Raw genomic sequence first — 24,127 nt, forward strand, 5'->3', positions numbered from 1 at the left:
GTGACCGGTGAGCACTGACTATCAGCAAGCCAGGGTGGCCCTGGGAACGCGGCTGCGGGAGCTGCGCTTTTCATGCCCTGGTGGTCGGCTCACCGGTCAGCAACTCGCCCAGCGGCTCGGCTGGCAGGGCTCCAAGGTCAGCAAGCTGGAGAACGGCAAGCAGACGGCCACCCCCGAGGACCTTAGGGCCTGGGCCGACGCGACCGAGCAGCCTGAGGTGTACGCCGAGCTGGCCGCCCGACTGGCGGGCTTCGAGTCCCAGATCAGGTCATGGCGTCGCGCGCTGGCGAACGGTTTCAAGGTGATGCATGAAGGGCTGAGCGCGGAGATAGAGCGGGCCTCGGAGATGTGGCTCTGGGAGGAGTCGGTGATCCCTGGCCTGCTGCAGACCCCCGAGTACGCTCACCACGTCATCCGGAGGTACGCCGAACTGCTAGGCGGCGCCAACGACATCGACGCCGCCGTACGCTCCCGAGTCCAGCGGCAGGAGTGGCTCTACCGGCCCGGCCGCAAGCTGCACGTGCTGATGTGGGAAGCCGCGCTGCGCTCGCTGATCTGCCCGCCCACCGTGCTGGCCGCCCAGCTCGACCGCTTGACGGGCATGATCGGCATGGACACCGTCGAGCTGGGCGTCGTCCCCTTCGCCGCCCCCGTGAAGATCGTGCCCGCCAATGGCTTCTGGGTCCTGGACGACCGGGTGGTCGTCGCGGAGGACTGGCACGCCGAGATGTGGTTGGACGACGCCGACAACATCGCCCTCTACTCGAAGGTCTGGCACACCCTCCACGAGTCGGCCGTGTACGGGACCGAAGCCCAGAACGTCATCACCGCGGCCCGCCGCGCCCTCAACCTCCGCTGACGCGAAGTCCGTCCAGTAGCCACCCCAGATACCGCCCGATCTCCCGTGCCTCCCCGCCCCCGAGTTCCGCCGCCGTGGCAACACCGTGGGTCAGGCGGAGGAGGTCCGTGGGGGTCAGGTCGGGGCGGAGGGTGCCTTCGGACTGGGCGGCTGCCAGCAGAGTTGTTGCCGTGGATTTCACCACCGTGCCGCAGGCGGTCAGCGGAGTGTCAGTCGCGGCTGTGCCCAGGAGGATTTTCAGGCCCCTGACCTGGATCGTCGCCAGGCATACCTCACCCAGCCACTCTGTCAGGGCCTCGCCCGGAGGCAGCAGTCGGGACAGTTCCGCGCCCCGCTCGCCCAGTGCGTCGATGCGGGCCGCATACGCCGCCTCCAGCAGCGCGCGCCGCGTCGGGAAGTGGCGGTACAGCGTGCCCGAGCCCACCCCCGCGCGCTTGGCGATGTCGTCCAGGGAGGCGTTCTCGCCGTGTTCGGCGAAGGCTGCGGTGGCGGCGTTCAGGAGGCGGGTGTGGTTGCGTCGGGCGTCTGCCCGCATGGGCCGGGCTTTCTGTCAGGCGGGGGTGCGTGCACGCCGAGTTTAGCCCCGCCGCTGCCGCTTCCACGGGCCCGTGATCGCCAGCATGATGCCGGGGTCCTGGATGTTGGCGAACAGGGTGTGGCCGTCGGGGGAGAAGGTGACGCCGGTGAACTCGCTGTACGCGGGGGCCGTTTCGGTGCCGATGTTGAGTTCGTTGCGGGCGATCGGGTACGTACGGCCGCCGTCGGTCGCGCCGAAGAGGTGCTGTACACCCTCGCCGTCCTCGGCGATGATCAGGCCCCCGTAGGGGGAGACGGTGATGTTGTCGGGGCCGTCGAAGGCGCCGTCGGCGGAGGCGTCCGGGTTGACCCCGAGGAGCACCTTCAGGGTCAGCGTCCGCCGCCGGGGGTCGTAGAACCACACCTGGCCGTCGTGCTGGACGGGGCTCTCCTCGCGGGCGTAGGACGAGACCAAGTACACCCCGCCGTCGCCCCACCACATGCCCTCCAGCTTGCGGGCCCGCGTCACCTGGCCGTCGGTGAACTGCCTGCGGACCGGCACCGTGCGCGCGTCCCGGTCGGGGACGTCGACCCAGTCCACGCCGTACACCGTGCCGGTGCGCGTCGCGCGCGAGAGGTCGTCCACGAAGCGGCCGCCGGAGTCGAAGCAGCGGAACGCCTGCAGGACGCCCGCGTCGTCGGCGAGGGTGCGCAGCCGGCCCCGGCCGTGGTGGAAGCCCTCCGGCGGAGTCCAGCGGTAGAACAGGCCGTTGGGGCCGGAGGCGTCCTCGGTGAGGAAGAGGTGGCCCCGCTTCGGGTCGACCACCACCGCCTCGTGGGCGTAACGGCCCAGCGCCTTCAGCGGCTTGGGGGCCCGGTTGGCGCGGCGGTCGGCGGGGTCGACCTCGAAGACATAGCCGTGGTCCCTGGTCATGCCGTTCTGCCCGGCCCGGTCCTCGGTCTCCTCGCAGGTCAGCCAGGTGCCCCAAGGAGTGCTGCCGCCCGCGCAGTTGGTGGAGGTACCGGCGATGCCCACCCACTCGGCGACATGGTCGCGGCGGACCTCCACCACCGTGCAGCCACCCGAGGCGGCCGGGTCGTACACCAGGCCCTCGGCGAGCGGCACCGGGTGCTTCCAGTTCGCGCGCGGCCCCTTCAGCTCATGGTTGTTCACCAGCAGCACCGCACCGCGCGGGCCCGCGAAGGCCGCCGTACCGTCGTGGTTCGACGGGGTCGGCTCGCCCGACTCCAGCCGGGTACGGCCGCTGTACGTCACCACCCGGTACGAGAAGCCCGCGGGCAGCGCGAGGATGCCGTCCGGGTCGGGGATCAGCGGGCCGTACCCGATGCCGGGGTGGCCGTGCGCGTCCCGGGCGCCGTCGAGGTCCGCGGCGGCGAGGGCCTGCGGGGCGGTGGCGAGGGCGCCGACGCTGCCCGCGAGCACGACCCCGGCACCGGTGACCGCCGTCGTCCTGGCGAAGTCCCTGCGGGTGAGTGACATGGTGTCTCCTGTGACGGTCGGGACGCCCGTGGCGGAGGGCGAGGGTGACGGGGCCTCGTTCGGCCGACACACTCCCGCCCGCCGCTGAACGGCAGTTGAACACCGAGCCGCGCACGGGACACCGCTGCCGTACACCCCGGGGACGGGCCCGTCAGTTCCCCTGCTGCTGCGACCTCGCCCTGAACGCCGCCTTCCGCGCCTCCTTGGCCACCCGCTTGTCCGGATGCAGCCGTCCCATCGCCTCGAGCACGTCCGCCGTAGCCGGGTGCTCCACCCGCCAGGCGGCCGAGAAGAACCCGCTGTGCTGCTCGGCCAGGCCCTCCACCAGCGCCTGCAGCTCCTCGGAGTTGCCCTCCGCCTGGAGCTGCGCGGCGATCGTGTCCACGGTCAGCCAGAACACCAGGTCCTGCGAGGGCGGCGGCACGTCCGGCGCGCCCCGCTCGCTCAGCCAGACCCGGGCCAGACCGCCCAGCTCCGGATCGTCCAGCACCTCCCGCAGCGCCGGCTCGGCCGCCTCGCCGACCAGGGACAGCGCCTGCTGGCAGCGCAGCCGCCGCAGCGGCGCCCCGGCGTCCGCACCGCGTGCCGCCGCGAGCAGCTCCCGCGCGGCGGCGAGGGGTTCACGCCGCCCGAGCCACTGCTCGGTCTCGGCACGCGCGGCGAACTCCCCGTACCCGGCGGTGCCGTCGAGCAGCGCGTCCGCGCCCTTGTCGGCCAGCTCGCCCACGGCCGGCGCCTCGAACCCGGCCTCCAGCAGCCGCGCCCGCAGCCCGTACAGCCCGAGCGGGGTCAGCCGGACCATGCCGTAGCGGGCGATGTCGTCCTCGTCGACCGGCTCGGCGGGTTCCTCCTCCGCGCCGGCCATCACCTCCTCGTCCACCGGCCGGTACTCCACCAGGCCGATCGGCTCCAGCATCCGGAACTGGTCGTCCAGCTTCATCATCGTGTCGGAGACCTGCTCCAGGACGTCGTTGCTGGGCTCCTCCAGGTCGTCGGGGACGATGGTGGAGGCGGCCAGCACGGGCAGCGGCACCGGGCTCTCGCCGGGTCCGTCCTCACCCGCGGTCAGCAGATAGAGGTTGCCGAGCACGCCGTCGAGCAGCTCCGCCTCGCCCTGGGGGTCCCAGTCGAACGTCGAGAAATCGATCTCGCCGCCCTCCTCCAGAGCCGCGGCCAGCCCCTCCAGGTCCGGCACCCCGGCGTCCGCCACGACCGTGTCCAGCGCGGCCAGCCAGATCGTCAGCACGTCGTGCGGGGCGCCGGTCAGCAGGGCCAGGTCGGCGCCGGGGGCCACGGTCCCGGCCTCCTCGTCGGTGATCTCGACCAGGCCGGTGTCCACCGCCACGCCCCACGCCTCGGCGGCATTCGCGGCGGCGTCGTCCCCGGTCAGGCCGAGCAGTTCGGCGGCGGCGGGCAGTTGCTCCTCGACCAGGCTCCCGCCGCCGTCGACGCGGGTGTCGGGGCCTGCCCAGCGGGCGAGCCGGGCGGCGCGGGAGAGCAGCGGGGTGGACAGCGCGGCACGCGCCAGCTCCGCTTCGGGACGCAGCCGTACGGGCGGCAGGGGGGAGCTGTCTGACATCGGCTGGTTCTCCTCGGACCGGGAAAGCACTCAACCCCTCAGCGTAGACGGCTTTGCCGGCGCACCATCCGGTTCCGGTCGCCGCTGCCCCTCGTACGTGGCCGAAACCTTGACAACTCCCGGCGCCAGGCAGGAGATTGACGCGCGTAGAGGTGGGGGAACGACTGTTCACTCGGCTCTACGCGTGTCACTGAGGGCGACGAGCCCTGCACGCTGCTGTGCGTTGCCGTCCCGGCGTTCCGTCACGTTCCCGGAGGAAATCCCCTTGCCGAGCAGGACTTCCGCGCGTCTCGCCGCGCTCACCGTCGCCGCCGTGTGCGGCGCCGCGTCCGCCGTCGTCGCCACCTCTCCCGCGCACGCCGACTCGGTGCGCGTCCACGACATCCAGGGCACCACCCGCCTCTCGCCGTACGCCGGCAAGCAGGTCGCCGACGTGCCCGGCGTGGTCACCGCCGTACGCACCTACGGTTCGTCCAAGGGCTTCTGGCTCCAGGACCCGAACCCGGACGCCGACCCGGCCACCAGTGAGGGCGTCTTCGTCTTCACCAGCTCCACGCCGAAGGCCGCCGTGGGCGACTCGGTCACCGTCACCGGAACCGTCTCGGAGTACGTGCCGGGCGGCACCGCCTCGGGCAACCAGTCGGTCACCGAGATCACCAAGCCCGTCGTCACCACGCTCTCCACCGGCAATCCGGTCCCGGCGCCGGTCGTGATCACCAAGCGCACGGTGCCGGAACGATACGCCCCGGCCGGCGACCCGGCCGCGAACAACTCGATCAACGCCCTGCCGCTCGCCCCCGCCACCTACGCCCTCGACTACTACGAGTCGCTGGAGGGCATGAACGTCCAGGTCAGCGACGCGCGCATAGTCACCGGCACCGACCCGTACAGCGAGCTGTGGGTCACCGTGAAGCCGACGGAGCACCGCACCGAGCGGGGCGGCACCCTGTACGGCTCCTACGACGCGCAGAACACCGGCCGCCTCCAGATCCAGTCCCTCGGCGCGACCGCGGACTTCCCGCAGGCGAACGTCGGCGACACCCTCGCCGGCACCACCACCGGACCGCTGGACTTCAACCAGTTCGGCGGCTACACGCTGGTGGCGAGCGCCCTCGGCACGCTGGAGAGCGGGGGCCTGGAGCGGGAGACGACCCGCAAGCAGGCGTCCGGCGAGCTGGCGGTGGCGACGTACAACGTCGAGAACCTCGACCCGTCCGACAAGACCTTCGACGCGCACGCCTCCGCGATCGTGAACAACCTGCGCTCGCCCGACATCGTGTCCCTGGAGGAGATCCAGGACGACAACGGCGCCAAGGACGACGGCACGGTGAGCGCGGGCGCGACGGTCGGCAAGCTGATCGACGCGATCGTGGCCGCCGGCGGTCCGCGCTACGACTGGCGCTCCATCGACCCCGTCGACAAGCAGGACGGCGGTGAGCCGGGCGGCAACATCCGGCAGGTGTTCCTCTTCAACCCGGAGCGGGTCTCCTTCACCGACCGCCCCGGCGGTGACTCCACCACGGCGGTCGGCGTCGCCAAGGAGAACGGCAAGGCCCGGCTGACCGTGTCGCCCGGCCGTGTCGACCCGGCGAACGCCGCCTGGGCCAACAGCCGCAAGCCGCTGGCCGGGGAGTTCGTCTTCCGGGGCCGTACGGTCTTCGTGATCGCCAACCACCTCAACTCCAAGGGCGGCGACCAGCCGTTGGCCGGGCAGTACCAGCCGGTGGTCCGCAGCTCGGAGACGCAGCGGCACGCGCAGGCGACGGAGGTCAACACCTTCGTGAAGTCCCTGCTCGCCGTGCAGAAGGACGCGGATGTCATCGCGCTCGGGGACATGAACGACTTCGAGTTCTCCGGCACCGCGAAGATCCTGGAGGGTGACGGGCAGCTCTGGTCGGCGATCAAGTCGCTGCCGCGCAGGGAGCGTTACACCTACGACTACCAGGGCAACGCGCAGGTGCTCGACCAGATCCTGATCAGCAGGGCGATCCGGCGGGGCTCGTTCGCGTACGACAGCGTGCACATCAACTCGGAGTTCCACGACCAGATCAGCGACCACGACCCGCAGGTGCTGCGCTTCCGCCCCTGATTGTTCAGATCTGCTTGGCCGCATCTCGTAGCAGATTTAAGTGGAGCTTCATGGTCGTGGTGCCGAGACTACGACCATGAGGCAACGGAACGCACCCTTCGGCCGCACGCTCTGCGCGATGGTCACCCCGTTCACGCCGGCCGGCGCGCTCGATGTGGACGGGGCGGCCCGCCTGGCCACCCGTCTGGTGGCCGGGGGCTGCGACGGGCTGGTCCTGAACGGCACCACGGGCGAGTCGCCCACCACCACCGACGCGGAGAAGCGGGAGCTGATCGCGGCGGTCCGCTCCGCGGTGGGCCCCGCCGTCCCGCTGGTCGCGAGCGTCGGCACGGCGGACACCCGGCACACCGTCGAACTGACCCTCGCGGCCGAGAAGGCGGGCGCCGACGCGGCGCTGGTCGTCACCCCGTACTACAGCCGCCCCCAACAGGCCGCCGTCGAGGCCCACTTCCGCCAGGTCGCGGACGCGAGCGGCCTCCCGCTGATGCTCTACGACATCCCCGGCCGCACGGGCACCCGCATCGCCCCGACCACGATGATCCGCCTCGCGGCCCACCCGCGCGTCGTCGCGGTCAAGGACTGCTCCTACGACTTCCTCGGCACCCAGAAGGTGCTCGCGGAAACGGAGTTGGCGTACTACGCCGGGTGCGACGAACACATCCTTCCCCTGTACGCCGTGGGGGCGGCGGGCTGTGTGAGCACGGTCGCCAACGCGGTGCCGGAGGAGGTGGCGGGAATCCTGGCGGCGTTCGACGCGGGTGATACGGCGCTGGCCGCTGAACTCCAGTCCCGCGTGACCCCGTTGATCGAGGCGATGATGGCCTCGGACCTGCCGGGCACGGTGACGGCGAAGGCCCTCCTCAACGCCTTGGACCTCCCGGCGGGCCCGGTGCGGGCACCACTGCTGGCGGCGGACGCCGGGACCACTGCGGAGCTGCTGGCTCTTTACGAGGCCGGGGTCCCGGTGCGGGGCCCCGGCCGGGCGTCCTAGACCTCTGTCACAGCGCCGCGCCCCCCGGCTTCACCATGTTCCTCACCGTGCGGGCCTTGACGAAGTCGCCCAGGGCGGTCATGTCCCACTCGCCCGAGTACTGGCGGATGAGCTTGGCCATCAGGACGCCCGTCTGGGGCTCCGCCGACGTCAGGTCGAAGCGGACCAGTTCTTCGCCGGAGGTGGGGTCGATCAGGCGGCAGTACGCCTTGGCGACCTCCGTGAACTTCTGGCCGGAGAAGGAGTTGACGGTGAAGACCAGGCCGGTGACCTCCGGGGGGACGCGGCCGAGGTCGACGGTGATGACCTCGTCGTCTCCGCCGCCCTCGCCGGTGAGGTTGTCGCCGGAGTGCTTGATGGCGCCGTTCAGGATGGAGAGCTTGCCGAAGTAGCAGCTGTCGACGGCGTTGCGCTGGGGGCCGTAGGCGATGACCGAGGCGTCGAGGTCGATGTCCTTGCCCCGGTAGGCGGGCTCCCAGCCGAGGCCCATCTGGACGCGGGAGAGGAGCGGGGCGCCGCCCTTGACCAGGGAGACCGTCTGGTTCTTCTGGAGGTTCACCCGGCCCTTGTCCAGGTTGATCTTGCCCGCGCCCGGCGTGGGGGCCGGGGGTGCCTGGGGAGCGGGCGGCGTCTGGGGAAGCGGCGGCGCGGAGACCGGCTGGGCCGGTTCCTCCACCGTGACGCCGAAGTCCGTCGCGATGCCCGCCAGCCCGTTCGCGTACCCCTGCCCCACCGCGCGGGCCTTCCACTGGCCGTTGCGCCGGTAGATCTCCACGACCACCAGGGCCGTCTCGGCGCCGAGGCCGGGCGGGGTGAAGGAGGCGACGACCGCGCCGCCGTCCGCGTCCCGGATCGTGGCCGTCGGCTCGATGCCCTGGAAGGTCTGGCCCGCCGCGTCCGGGCTCGCGGTGACGACGATCTTCTCGATGTCCGGCGGCACCGCGCCGGTGTCGACCGTGATCGAGTCCGGCGCGGACCCGCCGCCCGAGCGGTAGGTCACGCCGGGGCCAGCCGGCTGGTTGTAGAAGATGAAGTCGTCGTCGGAGCGCACCTTGCCGTCGGCGGCGAGCAGCAGGCCCGACACGTCCAGCCGCACCGGTGCGGCCACCTCCACCGTCACACGGGCGGCCGGAAGCGGAACGTTGGAGCCAGGGGTCATTGCGGTCATGCCGGGTGAACGAACGAGCCCACTTTGCCGTTCCCTTACCCGGCCCCGAGACCCCCCGTTCGGGTCACGAGCGCCGCGGAGGGGAGATACGCACCGGGCACGGAGCCCGGCGCGGGCCGCGGGACCGGGCGACCCGGCGGGCCGCCCGCCGGGGATCTACGGCGGGGGGGGCGAGCACCCGCGCGCTCGCCCCCCCCGGCCGACAGGGCCTGGCCGGAGAAGCGCGGCTCAGGGAGTCACGACGATCTTGCGGCCGACGCCCGCCGCGAACTGCTCCAGCGCCTGCGGATAGTTCTCCAGATCGATCCGGTCGCTGATGAAGACGTCCGGGTTCAGCACGCCGTTCGCGAACAGTTCCGCCGCCCGCTCGTAGCTGTGCAGCACCGCCATGGAGCCGGTGATGGTGATCTCCTGGTTGTAGATGCGGTACGGGTCGATCGTCACCCGCGTCGCGTAGTCGGCCACGCCGAACTGGAGGTACGTGCCCGCCTTGGCCACCCGGCCCAGGCCGTCCTGGATCGCCGCCGCGTTGCCCGTCGCGTCGATCACGATCTCCCAGCCCTGCGGCCGGTCCAGCTCGTCGGCGTTGGCCGCCGAGCCCGAGACCCCGAGCAGCCTGGCCGTCTCCAGCCGGGCCGGGTTGATGTCGACCATGTCCACGCTCGCCGCGCCCGTGCGCTTGGCCAGCTCCAGCATCATCAGGCCCATGGTTCCGGAGCCGTAGATCAGGACATGGGCGCCGAGGCGGGAGTTGAGGATGTCGTAGCCGCGCACCGCGCAGGACAGCGGCTCGATGAGGGCCGCGTCCTGGGGGCGTACGTGCTCGGGCAGCTTCACGCAGTTGGCCACGGGCGCGACCGCGTACTGGGCGGCACCGCCCGCCGTGGTCACACCGATCGCGGCCCAGCGCTCGCACATGTTGTTGTGGCCGTCGCGGCAGAAGCGGCACTCGTAGCAGTACAGGGACGGGTCCACCGCGACCTGGTCGCCGACCGCGACCTCGGTGACCTGGCTGCCGACCCCGACCACCTGGCCCGCGAACTCGTGTCCCGGCACGATCGGCAGCTTGGGCGCGAACTCGCCCTGCAGGATGTGCAGATCGGTACCGCAGATCCCGCACGCGGCGACCTCCACGACCACGTCGCGCGGGCCCGGCGCCGGGTCGGGGACCTCGGTGACGACGGCACGGCCCACGGACTCGATGACGGCGGCCTTCATTTCACGGCTCCCAACGACAGGCCCTGGACCAGCTTGTCCTGGGCGGCGAACCCCGCGGCGAGTACCGGCAGGGAGACGACGAGCGACGCGGCGCACACCTTGGCCAGGAACAGGCCCTGGCTGGTGATGAAGCCGGTCAGGAAGACGGGGGCGGTCTCCGCGACCACGCCGGTCAGCACACGGGCGAACAGCAGCTCGTTCCAGCTGAAGATGAAGCAGATCAGTGAGGTCGCCGCGATGCCGGGCAGCGCGATCGGCGCGACCACGCGGGCCAGGATCACCGGCAGCGGCGCCCCGTCCACCCGCGCCGCCTCGATGACGGCGACCGGCACCTCGGCGAGGAAGGACTGCATCATCCACACCGCGATCGGCAGGTTCATCGAGGTGTAGAGGACGACCAGCAGCCAGATGTTGTCCAGCAGCCCGGCGTTCTTCGCGAACAGATACAGCGGCAGCAGGCCCGCCACGGCCGGGAGCATCTTGGTGGACAGGAAGAAGAACAGGACGTCGGTCCACTTCTTCACCGGCCGGATGGAGAGCGCGTACGCCGCCGGGAGGGCCAACACCAGCACGAACAGGGTGGAGGCCAGCGAGGCGACCGTGGAGTTGATCAGCGCCGGCCAGGGGCTGGCGCCGCCGGCGGCGCCGAAGAACTCGCGGTAGCCGTCCAGGGTGAGCGGCGCGGCGAAGGACGGCGGGTTGGTGGCCGCGTCCGCCTCGGAGTGGAACGAGGTCAGGACCATCCAGGCGATGGGCAGGAAGAAGACGATGCCGGCCAGCCAGGCCACCAGGCCCAGACCGAGCCCACTGCGCCCGGTGCGCCGCGCGGAGGTGGCGGTGGTGGAACTCATCGGGACACCTCCTCGCGGAACAGGGACGACACCACGCGCAGCGCGAAGGTGGCGATGACGATGGAGCCGATGACGACGAGGACACCCGCCGCCGAGGCGAGGCCGTTCTCATGGGCCTGGTAGAAGCTCTGGTACACGGTGTACGGCAGGTTCGCGGTGCCGAGGCCGCCGGAGGTGAGCGTGAACACCGCGTCGAAGTTCTGCACGATGTAGATGGAACCCAGCAGGGCGCCCAGTTCCAGGTAGCGGCGCAGGTGCGGGAGGGTGAGGTGGCGGAAGATCTGCCAGTCGCTCGCCCCGTCCACCCGGGCGGCCTCGATCTGCTGCTGGTCCCGGCTCTGCAGTCCCGCCAGCAGGATCAGCATCATGAACGGCGTCCACTGCCACACCAGCGAAGCCTCCACCGCGAGCAGCGGGGTGTTGGAGACCCAGTCCGGCTGTGGGCCGCCCACATAGTGCAGCAGCCCATTGAGGAGACCGTACTCCGGGTTGTAGAGCACATGCTTCCAGAGCAGGGCGGCGGCCACCGGGACCACCAGGAACGGGGCGATCAGCAGGGTGCGGACCACACCGCGGCCCTTGAACTTCCGGTCCAGCAGCAGCGCCAGCGCCAGTCCGAGGACCAGGCTGGCCACCACCACGGAGGCGGTGAGCAGCACGGTGACCCACACCGAGTGGCGCAGGTCGGCGTCGGTGAGCACCTGCTGGTAGTTGTCGAACCAGGTGAAGCGGCGGGCCTTGGGGTAGAGCGCGTTCCAGTCGAAGAACGAGATCACCAGCGTGGCCACGAACGGCAGCTGGGTCACGACGATCATGAAGACCAGGGCGGGCAGGAGCGGGGCGCGGGTGGCCCAGGCCCGCAGCCGGGCCGGGGGACGCCGGAGGGCGGGGGCGGAATCGGCCGCGAGCGGGGCCGTTGTCGTCGCTGTCATCGTCCCTCGTACTCCTTGGAGATCTGCTCGGCGAGCTGCTGGGACTTGCGCAGGGCCGAGTCGACCGACTGGCGGCCGGCGATGGCCGCGCTGATCTGCTGGGACACCTTGGTGCCGAGGTCGGTGAACTCGGGGATGCCGACGAACTGGATGCCGGGCGCGGGGCGCGGCTGGACGCCGGGGTCGGTGGGCCGGGCGTTCTCGATGGCCTCCTTGGTCATCTCCTGGAAGGAGGCGGCCTCCTTGCGGTACTCCGGGTTGGTGTACGTGGAGGCGCGCTTGCCCGCCGGGGCGTTGGCCCAGCCGCTGGTGTCGCCGACCAGCTGCTCGTACCGCTTGCTGGAGGCCCAGGAGACGAACTTCCACGCCTTGTCGGGGTTGCGGGAGGCGTGCTGGATGCCCCAGGCCCAGGTGTAGAGCCAGCCCGAGGACTTGGTCCGCTCCACCGGGGCGGGGGCGTAGCCGAGCTTGCCCTTGACCGGGGAGCCGCTGCCCTCCAGGAGTCCGGCCGCGGAGGTGGCGTCGTACCACATGGCGGTCTTGCCCTGGGTCATGTTGTTCAGGCACTCCGCGAAGCCGGACTGTGCGGCGCCGGACTCGCCGTGCTCACGGACCAGGTCCACATAGAACGTGACGGCCTTTTTGAACTCGGGGGAGTCCAGCCGGGCCTTCCAGTCCTTGTCGAACCAGGTGCCGCCGAAGGTGTTCACCACCGTGGTCAGCGGAGCCATGACCTCGCCCCAGCCGGGCAGGCCGCGCAGACAGATGCCCTTCATGCCGGGCTTGGCGCCGTCCGCCTTCGCGGCGAGATCGGCCACCTGCTGCCAGGTCGGATGCGCGGGCATCTTCAGGCCCTTGGCCGCGAAGATGTCCTTGCGGTACATGAGGAAGGACGACTCGCCGTAGAACGGCTGTCCGTACAGCTTGTTGTCGTCGCCGGTGAGCGACTGGCGCATGGGCTTGAGCACATCCTGCTCGTCGTACGCGTGGTCCTTCGCCACATAGCCGTCCATGTCGTGCAGCCAGCCGTTGCGGGCGTAGATCGGGATCTCGTAGTTGGACAGCGTGGCCACGTCGTACTGGCCGGCCTGGTTGGCGAAGTCCTGGCTGATCTTGTCGCGGACGTCGTTCTCGGGCAGCACGGTGAAGTTGACCTTGATGCCCGTCTCCTTGGTGAAGTGGGCGCGGGTCAGCTTCTGCAACTCGGTCATCTGCGGGTTGTTGACCATCAGTACGTTGATGGAGTCGCCGCCGGAACCGGTCCCGCCCGCGCCGGCCCAGCAGCCGGAGAGAAGCGGGGCGAGCAGCGTCCCTGCGGCGGCCACGGCGAATGTGGTTCGCGGCCTCCGTCGGCTCGGGGTGCGCATGGATCGCTCCTGGATATATGGGGACAGAAGGGCATGGCCGCGCGTACGGGTGCCCTCGGGGAGAGGTGGTGCGGAAAGCTGTGTGGTGCGGTGCTGTGTCAGACCCGGATGACCTGTGGCCCCAGGAGGGAGTACCGGTGGGCCTCGGCCGCCGGGAGCTGGGTGCTCGTGACGATCGCGTCCACCGCGCCGACCTCCGCGAACCGGCAGAAGCTCACGGCCCCGAACTTGGTGTGCACCCCGGCGAAGACCGTGCGCCGGGCGGCCCGGATGGCCTGCGCCTTCACCTCGCTGACGGCGGGGTCGGGCGTGGTCAGACCGTGTTCGCGGGAGATGCCGTTGGCGCCGAGGTAGGCGAGGTCCACCACGAAGCCGGCCAGCATCTTGGTCGTCCAGTGGTCGACCGTGGCGAGCGTGCCCGCCCGCACCCGGCCGCCCAGCAGCAGGACCGACACGTTCTCGGCCTCCGCCAGGGCGCCCGCGACGGGCAGCGAGGCGGTCACCACGGTCAGCGCCCGGCCGGTGGGCAGGGCCTCGGCGATGAGCTGGGGGGTGAAGCCCTCGTCGACGAAGACCGTCTCCGCGTCCCCGAGCAGCTCGGCCGCGGCGGCCGCGATCCTGCGCTTCTCGGGTACGTGGCTGGTGGCGCGGAAGGCGAGCGTGGTCTCGAAGGCGGCGCTCTCCACCGGGTAGGCGCCGCCGTGGGTGCGGCGCACCAGCCCGTGGTCCTCCAGCGCGCGCAGGTCCCGCCGGATGGTCTCCTTGGCCACGCCCAGCTCGTCGGCGAGCGCGGTGACGTCGACGGAACCGGTGGCCCGCGCCGCACGCACGATCTCGCGTTGGCGTTCCTCGGCCGTCCTGGTGTTCATGTCGTCACCCGCTCTCGTCATCGAGATGCCCGCTGGGATGCCCGTTCGGGCCCTGGGGGAAGTTCTACAGCGGACGCGGGGCGCTGACCAGGCCTGTTCCACGCCCGATCCTGCCCGTGTGTGACCGATCACGTCCCGGCGCGCCCGCCTCGGACCTGCGCGGCAGCGGGGTCCGGGGTGGGAGCGGGCGCGGTGCGTGCCCGAACGCGACCGCGGGCGGGCCCGTTTGGTGCCCGCCCGCGATCGTTTCCGGCCGTGGGGACGTTCGGTGTTGGGGTCAGTACGGCCAGATCGGCGGGTCGGTGAGGAAGTGGCCGCCGAGGCGGTCGTTGGCCGGGTTCGCGGGGTCCAGTTCGCCCTGCTCGGCGATGAGCTTCGCGGCGTACGGCTCGGAGTCGTCCTCGGGGGTGTAGCCGAGGGCGCGGGCGGAGGTGAGGTCCCACCACAGGCGGGTGTTGGCGGAGGAGCCGTAGACCACGGTGTGGCCCACGTCCCCGGCGGTCAGGGCCGCGTGGAAGAGGCGGGCCGCGTCGGCGGGGCTGAGCCAGATCGAGAGCATCCGCACGCTGGTGGGCTCCGGGAAGCAGGAGCCGATGCGGACGGAGACGGTCTCGATGCCGTGCCGGTCCCAGTAGAGCTGGGCCAGGTCCTCGCCGAAGCACTTGGAGAGGCCGTAGAAGGTGTCCGGGCGGTGCGGGGTGTCCACCGGGATGCGGGGGCCGTCCGGCGCCGGGACGGGGGTGTCGCCGACCGCGTGGTTGGAGGAGGCGAAGACCACGCGGGGGACGCCCTCCAGCCGGGCGGCCTCGTAAAGGTGGTACGTGCCCTCGATGTTGGCCTTCAGGATCTTCTCGAACGGGGCCTCCAGGGAGATGCCGGCCAGGTGCAGCACCGCGTCCGTGCCGCGTACCGCTTCGCACAGGGCGTCCAGGTCGGCGAGGTCGGCGGTGATGGCGTCCGGGGCGTCGGGGACCGGGCGGGCGTCGAGAAGGCGGAGGTGGTAGCCGTGGGCCGGGAGCAGGGAGCGCATCAGGGTGCCCAGGCCGCCTGCGGCGCCGGTGAGCAGAAGGGTGCGGGGGGCGGGCATGGGGGGTCTCCTTGCGTGGTCCGGCCATGAGGGGCGTTCACATACTTGGCGAAGTTAGAGAGGGGGCTCGGGAGGGTCAAGTGGGTTGGGGGATGCGGTCAATTGGCTGGTGGATACGGGGTGCGCGTGACCTTGACCGCTGCGGCGGGGGCTCGTAGCGTTCACGCATGCGGACGTCGGTCAGCCTGCTGCCTGGTGGTGCGGTCGGGCCGCTGGAGGAGGACACGTGCGGGCGTCGGCGTTCGTCTACCCCTGGGACGTCAACGGCGACCCCGGGGCTCCGGGCCGGATCGCCTCGCTGGGGGTCTCGCAGGTGACTCTGGCCGCCGCCTATCACTCCACCCGCGCGCTGACCCCGCGACATCCTCGCCACCGGATCGTCACGGCGGAGTACGCGGCCGTGCTGTATCCCCCCGGCGATGTCTGGGCCGGCCGCGATCTCCGGCCCCACCCGGCCGGCGACTGGGCCCCCGGTGACGCCTTCGGCGAGGCGGCCTCGGCCCTCCTCTCCGCCGGTCTGGAGGTGCACAGTTGGGTCGTCCTCGCGCACAACTCCCGGCTGGGCGCGGAGCATCCGGACACCTCCGTCGTCAACGCCTACGGCGACCGGTACCCCTGGGCCCCCTGCATCGCCCAGCCCCGCGTCCGCGCCTACCTCACCGCTCTCGCGGCCGAGGCGGCGGTGCGTCCCGGCGCCACCGGTACCGAACTGGAGTCCCTCGGCTGGTACGGCCTCGCGCATCTCCACGCCCATGACAAGACGGGCGGGGTGCGGCTGGGGGAGGCGGGGCAGTACCTGACGTCCCTGTGCTTCTGCCCGGCCTGCGGGGAGGGGTACGGGCCGGACGCGGGGGAGTTGGCCGCGCGTGTCCGGGCCGCGCTGGAGCCGGTGTGGCGGGGGGCGGGGGACGGGGGCTGGGAGTACGTGGAGCGGGCGCTCGGCGCGGAGACGGCTGCGGCTGTGCGGGCGTGGCGCGAGTCGGTGGCCCGCACGCTCCAGGAGGAGGCGATCACCGCGGTGCGGAGGGCCGCCCCCGAGGGCTTCCGGGTCCTGCTGCACGCGGACCCGGTTCCGTACCACTGCGGCGCGAACGCGGGGGTGGACCCGGCGCACATACTCTCGCGGGCGGACGGTGTGGTCGTCCCCTGTGTGGACGGTGTGCACCGCCTGGCTCCGTTCGCTGAGCACGCGAAGGAGCGGACGGTCCTGGCGGCCAACCTGACGGTGGTATCGGGCATGGGCGGAAACCCCGCGCGCCTCGCCTCGGACGCGGCCCGTGCGCGGGGGGCGGGGGCGAACGAGCTGCGGCTGTACCACGCGGGTCTGGCCTCGGACGCGGACTTGGCGGCGGTACGGGACGGGCTCGCGGGGTGGTGAGCGGGCATCGCGCCGATGAGTTTCGGACGGCCGGCCGGTCCCCCCTTCGTACACCCGGTGCGCACCTCTTGGGAGACCGACATGACCGACTCGCCCCTGGACCTCGGGCCGCAGGCCCGGATCGTGGCGCGGCTGGCCGAGGCCGTGAGCGATGAGCAGCTCGCGGCGCCGACGCCGTGCCCGGACACCCCGGTACGGAACCTGCTGGGGCACCTGCTGCACCTGTCCATCGCCTTCCGTGACGCCGCCCGCAAGGACCTGGGCGCCACGACCGACACGAACCCCAACGCAACCGTCCCCGACCTGCCCCCCGGCTGGCGCGAGGACCTCCCCAAGGCGCTGGACGAACTGGCCGACGCCTGGCGCGACCCCGCCGCCTGGACCGGCCGGACCCGCGCCGGCGGAGTAGACCTCTCCGGTGAGATCGCGGGAGCCGTGGCCGCCGACGAACTGGTCATCCACGGGTGGGACCTGTCCCGCGCCCTGGACCTCGCATACACCCCAGACCTCCCCGCCCTGGCCTCCGCCCACGGCTTCCTCCTCGCCGCGGCCGAAGACCCCGGCCGAGGCGACGGCCTCTTCGGCCCGGTGGTCCCGGTCCCACCGGAGGCCCCTCTCCTGGACCGAGCGGTGGGCCTGAGCGGCCGCGACCCCAAGTGGCGGGCGTAGGAGTCGCTCCACACGAGCCTCGGCCCTCTCCAGCACCCCGGGCACAACGCCCACCGCGAGGCGTGTGCCCGGGCCCACCCGCCCTGGACACCCGCCCCGCCCGGCGGGCACTGGCTTGATCTCGATCCTGCAACACCCGTCGCGCGGCAGCGCTTACGCGCGTAGAACACCTGTCATGCATAAATCACTGCGGATCGCGGCTGCCACCGCCGCCTGTGCGCTTGCCGGGGGTGCGCTGTACGGCGCCGGGGCGGCCACTGCCGGGCAGTCGACGGCGAACTCCACGCACGAGCCGTACAACATCGGGCTCCTGGTGAAGGACATCGACACCTACTACGGCACCACCGCCGACAGTGCGGGCAAGTACCAGGCGTCGCCCACCAGCCCGTACGCCAAGGACCTGGCGCAGATCGACGCCGACGCCAAGCGGTACATCGACAAGGCGGCCCGCAAGGCGCACCACCGGGGCGAGAAGCCGGCCGTGGTGTTCGACATCGACGACACCCTGCTGCTGAGCCTCGACTACGAGAAGCGCTACAACTACACGTACGACTCCGCCACCTGGAACGACTACGTGAACCGCGCCGACCGCCCCGAGGTGTTCGGCAGCCCGGAGCTGGTGCGGTACGCCGCCGCCAAGGGTGTGACCGTGTTCTACAACTCCGGCCTGAGCGAGTCCCAGCGCGCCGGTGCGGTGGAGAACCTGAAGAAGGTCGGCGCCGACGTCAACCTGGACGCCGGCCACATGTTCCTCAAGGACAAGACCAACCCGCCCGCCTACCTGTCCGGTTGCGCCACGCCGGGTACCTGGACCTGCACCACCGTCCAGTACAAGGGCGGCACCCGCAAGCACATCGAGCAGGACCTCGGGTACGAGATCATCGCCAACTTCGGCGACCAGTACTCCGACCTGGACGGCGGCTACGCCGACCGCACGTACAAGCTGCCCAACCCGACGTACTTCGTCTCCTGACGGACCCCGGCCGGCCCTGATGGCGGCGGCGCTCAGCTCCGCTTGAGCGCCGCCGCCATCATCGCCCGGGCCACCGGAGCCGCGAGCCCGTTGCCGCTGACCTCCGAGCGGGCCGCGCCGGACTGCTCGACCATCACCGCCACGGCGACCTCCTGGCCCGTGCTGTCCGACTTGCCGTACGCGGTGAACCAGGCGTACGGCGTCTCGCTGTTGTTGGGGCCGTGCTGGGCGGTGCCGGTCTTGCCGCCGACCGTCACCCCGTCGATGAGCGCGTTCCGGCCGGTGCCGTCCCGCACCACCGTCTGCATCGCGGACTGGAGCTGTTCGGCGGTACGGGCGCTGACGATCCGCTCGCGGTCCGCGTCCCCGAAGTCCTGCAACACGTCGCCGTCGCCCGTGGTGAGCTGAGACACCATATGGGGCGCAACCAGCTCCCCGCCGTTCGCTATGGCGGAGGACACCATGGCCATCTGGAGCGGCGTCGCGGTGACGTCGTACTGCCCGATGCCCGACAACGCGGTGAGCGCCTTGTCCATGTGGGCCGGATACACGCTCTGGTAGGCCCGCACCGGGACGTCCAGCTTGTCGTCGTCGAAGCCGAACTTCTCCGCCATGGCCCGCACCTTGTCCTGACCGAGGTCGACGGCGAGCTTGCCGAAGACGTTGTTGCAGGAGTACTGCAGGGCCACCCGGATCGAGGCGTTCTCGCAGGGCGCCGCGGTGTTCTCGTTCGGCAGCTCGCGGGTGGTGCCCGGCGGGGTGTAGGGCACCGGGCTGTCGGTGGGCCGGTCCACGTCCGGGTACAGCCCGTCCTCCAGCGCGGCCGCGGCGACGACCAGCTTGAAGGTCGAGCCGGGTGGCAGCGGCTGCCGCATCGCCCGGTTGACCAGCGGCTTCTCCTTGTCGGTGGTGAGCTTCTGCCAGGCCGTCCCCGCCGTGTTCGCGGCGGTCAGCGCCGAGGGGTCGTAGGACGGCGTCGAGACCATGGCGAGGATCTTGCCGGTCTTCGGGTCGATCGCCACCGCCCCGCCCTTGTTGCCGCCCAGCGCCCGGGCACCGGCCTTCTGCACGGCCGGGTCGATCGTGGTGATCACGTTGCCCGGATCGGCCCGCCGCCCGGTGACGGTGTCCATGACGGTGCGCAGCCGGGTGTCCGTGCCGTTGAGGAGGTCGGCGTAGACGCCTTCGAGCTGCGTGGGGGCGTACGCCTGCGAGGCGTAGCCGGTGACCGCCGCGTACAGCGGGCCGTCGGTGTACGTGCGCCTGTACGCGAGGTCGCTCCCGCCGGCCCGGCCGGAACCGGTGACCGCTTTGCCGGCCACGACGATGTCGCCGAGCGGGCGGGAGTAGGTACCGATGGCGTTCCGGCGGTTTTCGGGGGCGTCCGCGAGGGCCTTGCCGTCGTAGAACTGCACCCAGGTCGCCCGGATCAGCAGGGCGAGTACGAGCAGCAGGGAGAAGACGGCGGCGCGCCTGATCGTCTTGTTCATGGCGCAGGGGAAGACGAGCCGGACCGCCGGTTCCGTTCCCTTCCCGACGCGGTTCTCATCACATGTTCAGATTTTTGGTGCCGAGGTCGTGTGCGCGGCGACCACTCACAACCGCCGCGTGGCCAGCGTCAGCCGGTCCCGCGCGTCCAGCAGCGCGTCCTTGATCATCTGCTCGTGCGCCGGGGTGAGCCGGGCCACCGGGACCGAGCAGCTCACCGCGTCGCGGGCCGGGGTGCGGTACGGCACGGCGACGCCGAAGCAACGCAGGCCGAGGGTGTTCTCCTCGCGGTCCACGGCATAGCCCTGCTCCCGGACGCGGTGCAGCTCGGCGATCAGCTCCTCCCGGTCGGTCACCGTGTGCTCGGTGAGCGTGGGGAGCTTCTCGGGCAGCAGCGCCCGCACCTGGTCGTCGGTGTGCGTGGCGAGGAGCGCCTTGCCCAGCGAGGTCGAGTGCGCGGGGAGCCGGCGGCCGACGCGGGTGAAGGGGCGCAGGTAGTGCTGGGACTGGCGGGTGGCGAGGTAGACCACGTTGGTGCCGTCCAGCCGGGCCAGGTGGATGGTCTCCGTGGTGTCGTCCGCGAGCCGGTCCAGCGCGGGCCGGGCCGCCGCGACCACCTCGTCGCCGTCGATGTAGGAGGTGCCGACCAGCAGCGCCCGTACCCCGATGCCGTACCGGGTGCCGGTCGCGTCCGTCTCCACCCAGCCCAGCTCCACCAGCGTCCGCAGCAGCATGTACAGGCTGGACTTGGGATAGCCGACGGCCTCCTGCACGTCCGCCAGGGAGTGCATGCCGGGCCGCCCCGCGAAGTACTCCAGCAACTCCACCGTCCGCACCGCGGACTTGACCTGCGCCCCGCCGCCCGTCTCGGCTGCCGTCATCGCTCCTGGACCCTTCGCTCGGCCGTCGCCCCAAGGCCGCGGACCCCTGTTGAGCAAGCCCCCGCCCCTATAGTCTCCCAACAGCTCATTCACCATCGGAGACGGCGTTCAGCATATCGAACGAGCCGATGGCCGAATCCCCGCAGTGCGGCCTTGTCTGGAGGGAACCGCGGTGACAGCAGCACCAGTCTGGAGTGTCGACCCGCGTACGGGGAAGCACCGGGAGCAGGTCGCGGTGGAGGCCACCGCGGACGAGGTGGACGCCACCGTCCGGCAGGCGCACGCCGCGCGCGGCGCCCTCGCCGACCGCACGGTGCGCGCCGCCTTCCTCCGCGAGGCGGCCACCGGCCTGGAGGCGGCGAGCGCGCTGCTGATCGAGGTGGCCGACGCCGAGAGCGCCCTCGGCCCGGTCCGGCTCACCGGCGAACTCGCCCGTACCGCCTACCAGTTGCGGGCCTTCGCCGACCTGGTCGACGAGGGCGCCTTCCTGGACGTCGTCATCGACCACCCCGACCCGGCCGCCACCCCGCCCGTGCCGGACCTGCGCCGCTGGAAGATCCCGCTCGGCGTGGTGGCCGTCTACGCGGCCTCCAACTTCCCCTTCGCCTTCTCCGTCGCGGGTGGCGACACCGCGAGCGCGCTCGCGGCGGGCTGCCCCGTCGTGGTCAAGGCTCACCCCGACCACCCGGCGCTGTCCGAGCTGGTCGCCAAGGTGCTGCGCCGGGCCGCCACCGCACACGGGCTGCCCGCGGGCGTCGTCGGCCTGGTGCACGGCTTCACCGCGGGCGTCGACCTGATCCGGCACCCCCTGGTCGCCGCCGCGGGCTTCACCGGGTCGGTGCGCGGCGGCCGGGCCCTGTTCGACGCGGCCGCCGCCCGCCCGGTGCCGATCCCGTTCCACGGCGAACTCGGCTCGCTCAACCCGGTGGTGGTCACCGAGGACGCGGCCGCCGCGCGGGCCCAGGACATCGGCGCGGGTCTCGCCGCCTCCATGACCCTGGGCGTCGGCCAGTTCTGCGTCAAGCCCGGCCTGGTGCTGGTCCCCGCCGGGGCCCACGGCGACGGCCTGGTCAAGGCACTCACCGACGCCGTCAGCGACACCGAGCCCGGCGTACTGCTCGACCACCGCATGCGGGACGCCTTCCTCGCGGGCGTCGGCGAACGCACGGCCCTGCCCGAGGTGGACTCACCCGTCACGCCGGGCGCGGCCGGGGCGCACACGGTCAGCGCGGGCTTCCTCACCGTGCCCGCGGCCCGGCTCACCGAGGGCGCGCACGAACTGCTGCTGGAGGAATGCTTCGGTCCGGTCACCGTGGTCGCGCGCTACACGGACGAGGACGAGCTGACCGCCGTACTGGAGCGGCTGCCGGGCAGTCTCACGGCGACCGTGCAGCTCTCCCCGGCCGAGGCGGCGGGGGAGGGGGACGCGGCCGCGCTGCTGGCCCGGCTGACCCCGCTGGCGGGCCGGGTCCTGGTCGACGGCTGGCCGACCGGGGTCGCGGTGGCTCCCGCCCAGCACCACGGCGGCCCCTACCCCGCCACCACCTCCACCTCGACCTCGGTCGGCGGCACCGCCGTCGAACGCTGGCTGCGCCCGGTCGCCTACCAGAACACCCCCGAGCCCCTGCTCCCGCCCGAACTGCGCGACGGCAACCCGCTCGGGCTGCCCCGGCGGTACGACGGAGTCCTCGAACGCTGACGTACGACGGCTGAGAGAATCGCCCGATGGACATAGAGCTTCCCGAACTCCCCTTCCCCCTGCGGACGTACGGCCCGGACGGGCACTGGTCGTACGAGAACGGGGTGCTCACCGGCTGGGCCGGGCCCCGGCAGGACCGGTTCGTCACTCCGACCGGGGAGGCGCTGGACCCGGCCGCCGACGCGCCCCGGCTGCTCGGCTCGCCCGAGGGCGACTTCCAGCTGATCGCCCGCGTCACGGTCGGCTTCAACGCCGCCTTCGACGCCGGGGTGCTCTACGCCCACGTCGGCGACCGGGCCTGGGCCAAGCTCTGCCTGGAGAACTCCCCGGACGTGTCCACCATCTGCACGGTGGTCACCCGGGGCCACTCCGACGACGCCAACTCCTTCACCGTGCCCGGAAGTTCCGTCTGGCTCCGGGTGAGCCGCACCGGCCGCGCGCTGGCCTTCCACGCCTCCCGCGACGGCGAACGCTGGACCTTCGTCCGCCTCTTCACCCTCGGCGACGAGAAGGAGACCGGCGCCGCCCTGATCGGCTTCATGACCCAGTCACCGCTGGGGGAGGGCTGCGTGGTGACGTACGACCACCTGGAGTTCCGCCCGGTCTGGCCCGCCGACCTGCGCGACGGGAGCTGAGGGAGGGGCGGAACCTCATGATCAGTCAGGAGACAGCAGGATCCCTGTGATCCGACCCGCCGGACCCGGTGAGGCCGAGGCCGTCGCCGCCCTGCACGCGCGGGCCCGGGCGACGTACTACCCGGACGGCCTGCCGCGGTTGGACGTCGACTGGACGGATGCCTGGCGCGGGTCCATCGAGCGGCCGGACGGGGAGGTGTTGTGCGGGGTGCGGGACGGGGAGATCGTCGCCGTCGCCTCCTTCCGCACCCCCGAGGGGGAGCCGGCGGACACGGTGAAGCTGTACCAGTTCCATGTCTCGCCGGACCGCTGGCGCGCGGGCCTCGGCAGCGCCCTGCACGCCGCCTGCGTCGAGCGGTGGCTCGCCGGGGGCAGGCGGACCGCCGTGCTCGACGTACACGTGGACAACCGGCGCGCCCAGGCGTTCTACGCCCGCCAGGGCTGGGCGCCCGACCCGGAGCACCCGCCCGCGGAGGACGACCACCACCTGTCCCTGCGCTGGACCCCGCCGGGGGAATGGACCAAGCTGCTTGAACGTTCATGTACCGGGCGGAGAGAGTCCCCGTCCGGTACGAGCGGAAGAGAGCCCTGAAGATGCGCGTCGAGATCTGGTCCGACATCGCCTGTCCCTGGTGCTACGTCGGCAAGGCACGCTTCGAGAAGGCACTCGCCGCGTTCCCGCACCGGGACCAGGTCGAGGTCGTGCACCGCTCCTTCGAGCTGGACCCCGGCCGCGCCAAGGGCGACGTCCAGCCGGTGCTCGACATGCTGACCCGGAAGTACGGCATGAGCGTGGCGCAGGCCGAGGCCGGCGAGGACAACCTCGGCGCCCAGGCCGCCGCCGAGGGCCTCGACTACCGCACCCGCGGCCGCGACCACGGCAGCACCTTCGACTTGCACCGCCTGCTGCACTTCGCCAAGGAGCAGGGCAGGCAGGAGGCGCTGCTCGACCGGCTCTACCGGGCCAACTTCGCCGACGAACAGTCGGTGTTCACCGGCGGAGACGACCACCTGGTGGAGCTGGCCACCGAGGCCGGCCTGGACGCCGGCGCCACCCGCGCGGTCCTCGCCGACCCCGCCGCGTACGCCGACGAGGTCCGCGCCGACGAGCGCGAGGCCGCCGAGCTCGGCGCGAACGGCGTCCCCTTCTTCGTCCTCGACCGCACCTACGGCGTCTCCGGCGCCCAGCCCGCCGAGGTCTTCACCCGGGCCCTGACCCAGGCGTGGGGCGACCGCTCCCCGCTGAAGGCGGTTGTCCAGGACGACGCCGGCACCTGCGGCCCCGACGGCTGCGCGGTGCCCCAGCAGGGCTGACGCATAAGGGTTGCTTGCGGACACCTCGTAGAGATGCGTGATGGACGACGGCTTCCGGGCGCC

22 protein-coding genes are annotated in these 24,127 nt (G+C 71.9%); 10 read left to right on the forward strand and 12 right to left on the reverse strand.

Annotated elements, in window-relative coordinates; genetic code table 11:
• The first annotated feature begins 7 nt into the window (after positions 1–7).
• Positions 8–859: a helix-turn-helix domain-containing protein gene (locus tag E5082_RS08245; RefSeq protein WP_135790596.1), complete on the forward strand. Its 852-nt coding sequence runs from the start codon at positions 8–10 to the stop codon at positions 857–859.
• Here E5082_RS08245 and E5082_RS08250 read toward each other — a convergent pair.
• The 3 genes from E5082_RS08250 to E5082_RS08260 all read right to left on the reverse strand — a co-directional run bounded on the left by E5082_RS08250 (position 846) and on the right by E5082_RS08260 (position 4,455).
• Positions 846–1,394 carry a TetR/AcrR family transcriptional regulator gene (locus E5082_RS08250; protein WP_135790597.1) on the reverse strand — a complete coding sequence of 183 codons (549 nt, stop codon included), beginning with the start codon at positions 1,392–1,394 and terminating at the stop codon, positions 846–848. The genes E5082_RS08245 and E5082_RS08250 overlap by 14 nt on opposite strands.
• Before the next feature lie 42 nt (positions 1,395–1,436).
• Positions 1,437–2,876, reverse strand: coding sequence for an alkaline phosphatase PhoX (locus E5082_RS08255; protein ID WP_135790598.1), 1,440 nt, complete (start codon positions 2,874–2,876; stop codon positions 1,437–1,439).
• A 151-nt stretch (positions 2,877–3,027) separates the two neighbouring features.
• Positions 3,028–4,455 (reverse strand): hypothetical protein, encoded by a 1,428-nt coding sequence (locus tag E5082_RS08260; RefSeq protein ID WP_135790599.1) that lies wholly within the window; start codon positions 4,453–4,455, stop codon positions 3,028–3,030.
• 265 nt (positions 4,456–4,720) lie between these two features.
• Between E5082_RS08260 and E5082_RS08265 the strand changes: the two genes are divergently transcribed.
• Positions 4,721–6,544: an endonuclease/exonuclease/phosphatase family protein gene (locus E5082_RS08265; RefSeq protein WP_135790600.1), complete on the forward strand. Its 1,824-nt coding sequence runs from the start codon at positions 4,721–4,723 to the stop codon at positions 6,542–6,544.
• Between the two features lie 76 nt (positions 6,545–6,620).
• Positions 6,621–7,535 carry a 4-hydroxy-tetrahydrodipicolinate synthase gene (gene dapA, locus E5082_RS08270; RefSeq protein WP_167514008.1) on the forward strand — a complete coding sequence of 305 codons (915 nt, stop codon included), beginning with the start codon at positions 6,621–6,623 and terminating at the stop codon, positions 7,533–7,535.
• A 7-nt stretch (positions 7,536–7,542) separates the two neighbouring features.
• Here dapA and E5082_RS08275 read toward each other — a convergent pair whose 3' ends face one another.
• From E5082_RS08275 to E5082_RS08305, 7 genes are all read right to left on the reverse strand, one after another.
• On the reverse strand, positions 7,543–8,694 hold the full coding sequence (locus tag E5082_RS08275) for a TerD family protein (RefSeq protein WP_135790724.1): 1,152 nt from the start codon (positions 8,692–8,694) through the stop codon (positions 7,543–7,545).
• A gap of 237 nt (positions 8,695–8,931) precedes the next feature.
• Positions 8,932–9,921: a zinc-dependent alcohol dehydrogenase family protein gene (locus E5082_RS08280; protein WP_135790602.1), complete on the reverse strand. Its 990-nt coding sequence runs from the start codon at positions 9,919–9,921 to the stop codon at positions 8,932–8,934.
• Positions 9,918–10,772: a carbohydrate ABC transporter permease gene (locus E5082_RS08285; RefSeq protein ID WP_135790603.1), complete on the reverse strand. Its 855-nt coding sequence runs from the start codon at positions 10,770–10,772 to the stop codon at positions 9,918–9,920. The genes E5082_RS08280 and E5082_RS08285 overlap by 4 nt, the downstream gene beginning before the upstream one ends.
• Positions 10,769–11,704 (reverse strand): carbohydrate ABC transporter permease, encoded by a 936-nt coding sequence (locus E5082_RS08290; RefSeq protein ID WP_135790604.1) that lies wholly within the window; start codon positions 11,702–11,704, stop codon positions 10,769–10,771. Before E5082_RS08290 ends, E5082_RS08285 begins: the two co-directional genes overlap by 4 nt.
• Positions 11,701–13,071, reverse strand: coding sequence for an ABC transporter substrate-binding protein (locus tag E5082_RS08295; protein WP_135790605.1), 1,371 nt, complete (start codon positions 13,069–13,071; stop codon positions 11,701–11,703). Before E5082_RS08295 ends, E5082_RS08290 begins: the two co-directional genes overlap by 4 nt.
• 98 nt (positions 13,072–13,169) lie before the next feature.
• On the reverse strand, positions 13,170–13,940 hold the full coding sequence (locus tag E5082_RS08300; RefSeq protein WP_037775373.1) for a DeoR/GlpR family DNA-binding transcription regulator: 771 nt from the start codon (positions 13,938–13,940) through the stop codon (positions 13,170–13,172).
• Between the two features lie 277 nt (positions 13,941–14,217).
• A complete protein-coding gene (locus E5082_RS08305; protein ID WP_135790606.1) occupies positions 14,218–15,027 on the reverse strand; it encodes an NAD-dependent epimerase/dehydratase family protein in 810 nt (269 codons plus the stop codon).
• A 226-nt stretch (positions 15,028–15,253) separates the two neighbouring features.
• On the opposite strand from E5082_RS08305, the gene E5082_RS08310 reads away from it, so the two are divergent.
• From E5082_RS08310 to E5082_RS08320, 3 genes are all read left to right on the forward strand, one after another.
• Positions 15,254–16,405 carry a hypothetical protein gene (locus E5082_RS08310; RefSeq protein WP_135790607.1) on the forward strand — a complete coding sequence of 384 codons (1,152 nt, stop codon included), beginning with the start codon at positions 15,254–15,256 and terminating at the stop codon, positions 16,403–16,405.
• Positions 16,406–16,486: 81 nt separating this feature from the next.
• Positions 16,487–17,074 carry a TIGR03086 family metal-binding protein gene (locus E5082_RS08315; protein WP_135790608.1) on the forward strand — a complete coding sequence of 196 codons (588 nt, stop codon included), beginning with the start codon at positions 16,487–16,489 and terminating at the stop codon, positions 17,072–17,074.
• Positions 17,075–17,249: 175 nt separating this feature from the next.
• The gene (locus tag E5082_RS08320; RefSeq protein WP_135790609.1) at positions 17,250–18,047 is read left to right on the forward strand and encodes an HAD family acid phosphatase; all 798 of its coding nucleotides are present in this window, start codon (positions 17,250–17,252) and stop codon (positions 18,045–18,047) included.
• Between the two features lie 32 nt (positions 18,048–18,079).
• On the opposite strand, the gene E5082_RS08325 is transcribed toward E5082_RS08320, so the two are convergent.
• The gene (locus E5082_RS08325) at positions 18,080–19,537 is read right to left on the reverse strand and encodes a peptidoglycan D,D-transpeptidase FtsI family protein (RefSeq protein WP_135790610.1); all 1,458 of its coding nucleotides are present in this window, start codon (positions 19,535–19,537) and stop codon (positions 18,080–18,082) included.
• A gap of 105 nt (positions 19,538–19,642) precedes the next feature.
• Positions 19,643–20,416, reverse strand: a complete 774-nt coding sequence (locus E5082_RS08330) for an IclR family transcriptional regulator (RefSeq protein WP_135790611.1) — start codon at positions 20,414–20,416, stop codon at positions 19,643–19,645.
• 172 nt (positions 20,417–20,588) lie between these two features.
• Between E5082_RS08330 and E5082_RS08335 the strand changes: the two genes are divergently transcribed.
• From E5082_RS08335 to E5082_RS08350, 4 genes are read left to right on the forward strand one after another with little or no spacing between them, the layout of a single operon-like run.
• Positions 20,589–22,115: an aldehyde dehydrogenase (NADP(+)) gene (locus tag E5082_RS08335; protein WP_135790612.1), complete on the forward strand. Its 1,527-nt coding sequence runs from the start codon at positions 20,589–20,591 to the stop codon at positions 22,113–22,115.
• A 26-nt stretch (positions 22,116–22,141) separates the two neighbouring features.
• Entirely contained in the window at positions 22,142–22,750 is a 609-nt protein-coding gene (locus E5082_RS08340) for a DUF1349 domain-containing protein (RefSeq protein WP_135790613.1), read from the forward strand.
• Between the two features lie 46 nt (positions 22,751–22,796).
• Positions 22,797–23,342 (forward strand): GNAT family N-acetyltransferase, encoded by a 546-nt coding sequence (locus tag E5082_RS08345; protein WP_135790614.1) that lies wholly within the window; start codon positions 22,797–22,799, stop codon positions 23,340–23,342.
• A gap of 2 nt (positions 23,343–23,344) precedes the next feature.
• Entirely contained in the window at positions 23,345–24,064 is a 720-nt protein-coding gene (locus tag E5082_RS08350; protein ID WP_135790615.1) for a DsbA family oxidoreductase, read from the forward strand.
• Positions 24,065–24,127: the final 63 nt, after the last annotated feature.

It is taken from the genome of Streptomyces griseoluteus, from assembly GCF_004784465.1.
Lineage (GTDB): Bacteria > Actinomycetota > Actinomycetes > Streptomycetales > Streptomycetaceae > Streptomyces > Streptomyces griseoluteus.

Coding starts and splice junctions, on each gene's coding strand:
- E5082_RS08290 (WP_135790604.1), bottom strand. CDS start 11,704: ATGACAGCGACGACAACGGCCCCGCTCGCGGCCGATTCCGCCCCCGCC.
- E5082_RS08325 (WP_135790610.1), bottom strand. CDS start 19,537: ATGAACAAGACGATCAGGCGCGCCGCCGTCTTCTCCCTGCTGCTCGTA.
- E5082_RS08305 (WP_135790606.1), bottom strand. CDS start 15,027: ATGCCCGCCCCCCGCACCCTTCTGCTCACCGGCGCCGCAGGCGGCCTG.
- E5082_RS08320 (WP_135790609.1), top strand. CDS start 17,250: ATGCATAAATCACTGCGGATCGCGGCTGCCACCGCCGCCTGTGCGCTT.
- E5082_RS08315 (WP_135790608.1), top strand. CDS start 16,487: ATGACCGACTCGCCCCTGGACCTCGGGCCGCAGGCCCGGATCGTGGCG.
- E5082_RS08340 (WP_135790613.1), top strand. CDS start 22,142: ATGGACATAGAGCTTCCCGAACTCCCCTTCCCCCTGCGGACGTACGGC.
- E5082_RS08255 (WP_135790598.1), bottom strand. CDS start 2,876: ATGTCACTCACCCGCAGGGACTTCGCCAGGACGACGGCGGTCACCGGT.
- E5082_RS08350 (WP_135790615.1), top strand. CDS start 23,345: ATGCGCGTCGAGATCTGGTCCGACATCGCCTGTCCCTGGTGCTACGTC.
- E5082_RS08275 (WP_135790724.1), bottom strand. CDS start 8,694: ATGACCCCTGGCTCCAACGTTCCGCTTCCGGCCGCCCGTGTGACGGTG.
- E5082_RS08260 (WP_135790599.1), bottom strand. CDS start 4,455: ATGTCAGACAGCTCCCCCCTGCCGCCCGTACGGCTGCGTCCCGAAGCG.
- E5082_RS08330 (WP_135790611.1), bottom strand. CDS start 20,416: ATGACGGCAGCCGAGACGGGCGGCGGGGCGCAGGTCAAGTCCGCGGTG.
- E5082_RS08295 (WP_135790605.1), bottom strand. CDS start 13,071: ATGCGCACCCCGAGCCGACGGAGGCCGCGAACCACATTCGCCGTGGCC.
- E5082_RS08300 (WP_037775373.1), bottom strand. CDS start 13,940: ATGAACACCAGGACGGCCGAGGAACGCCAACGCGAGATCGTGCGTGCG.
- E5082_RS08280 (WP_135790602.1), bottom strand. CDS start 9,921: ATGAAGGCCGCCGTCATCGAGTCCGTGGGCCGTGCCGTCGTCACCGAG.
- E5082_RS08250 (WP_135790597.1), bottom strand. CDS start 1,394: ATGCGGGCAGACGCCCGACGCAACCACACCCGCCTCCTGAACGCCGCC.
- E5082_RS08285 (WP_135790603.1), bottom strand. CDS start 10,772: ATGAGTTCCACCACCGCCACCTCCGCGCGGCGCACCGGGCGCAGTGGG.
- dapA (WP_167514008.1), top strand. CDS start 6,621: ATGAGGCAACGGAACGCACCCTTCGGCCGCACGCTCTGCGCGATGGTC.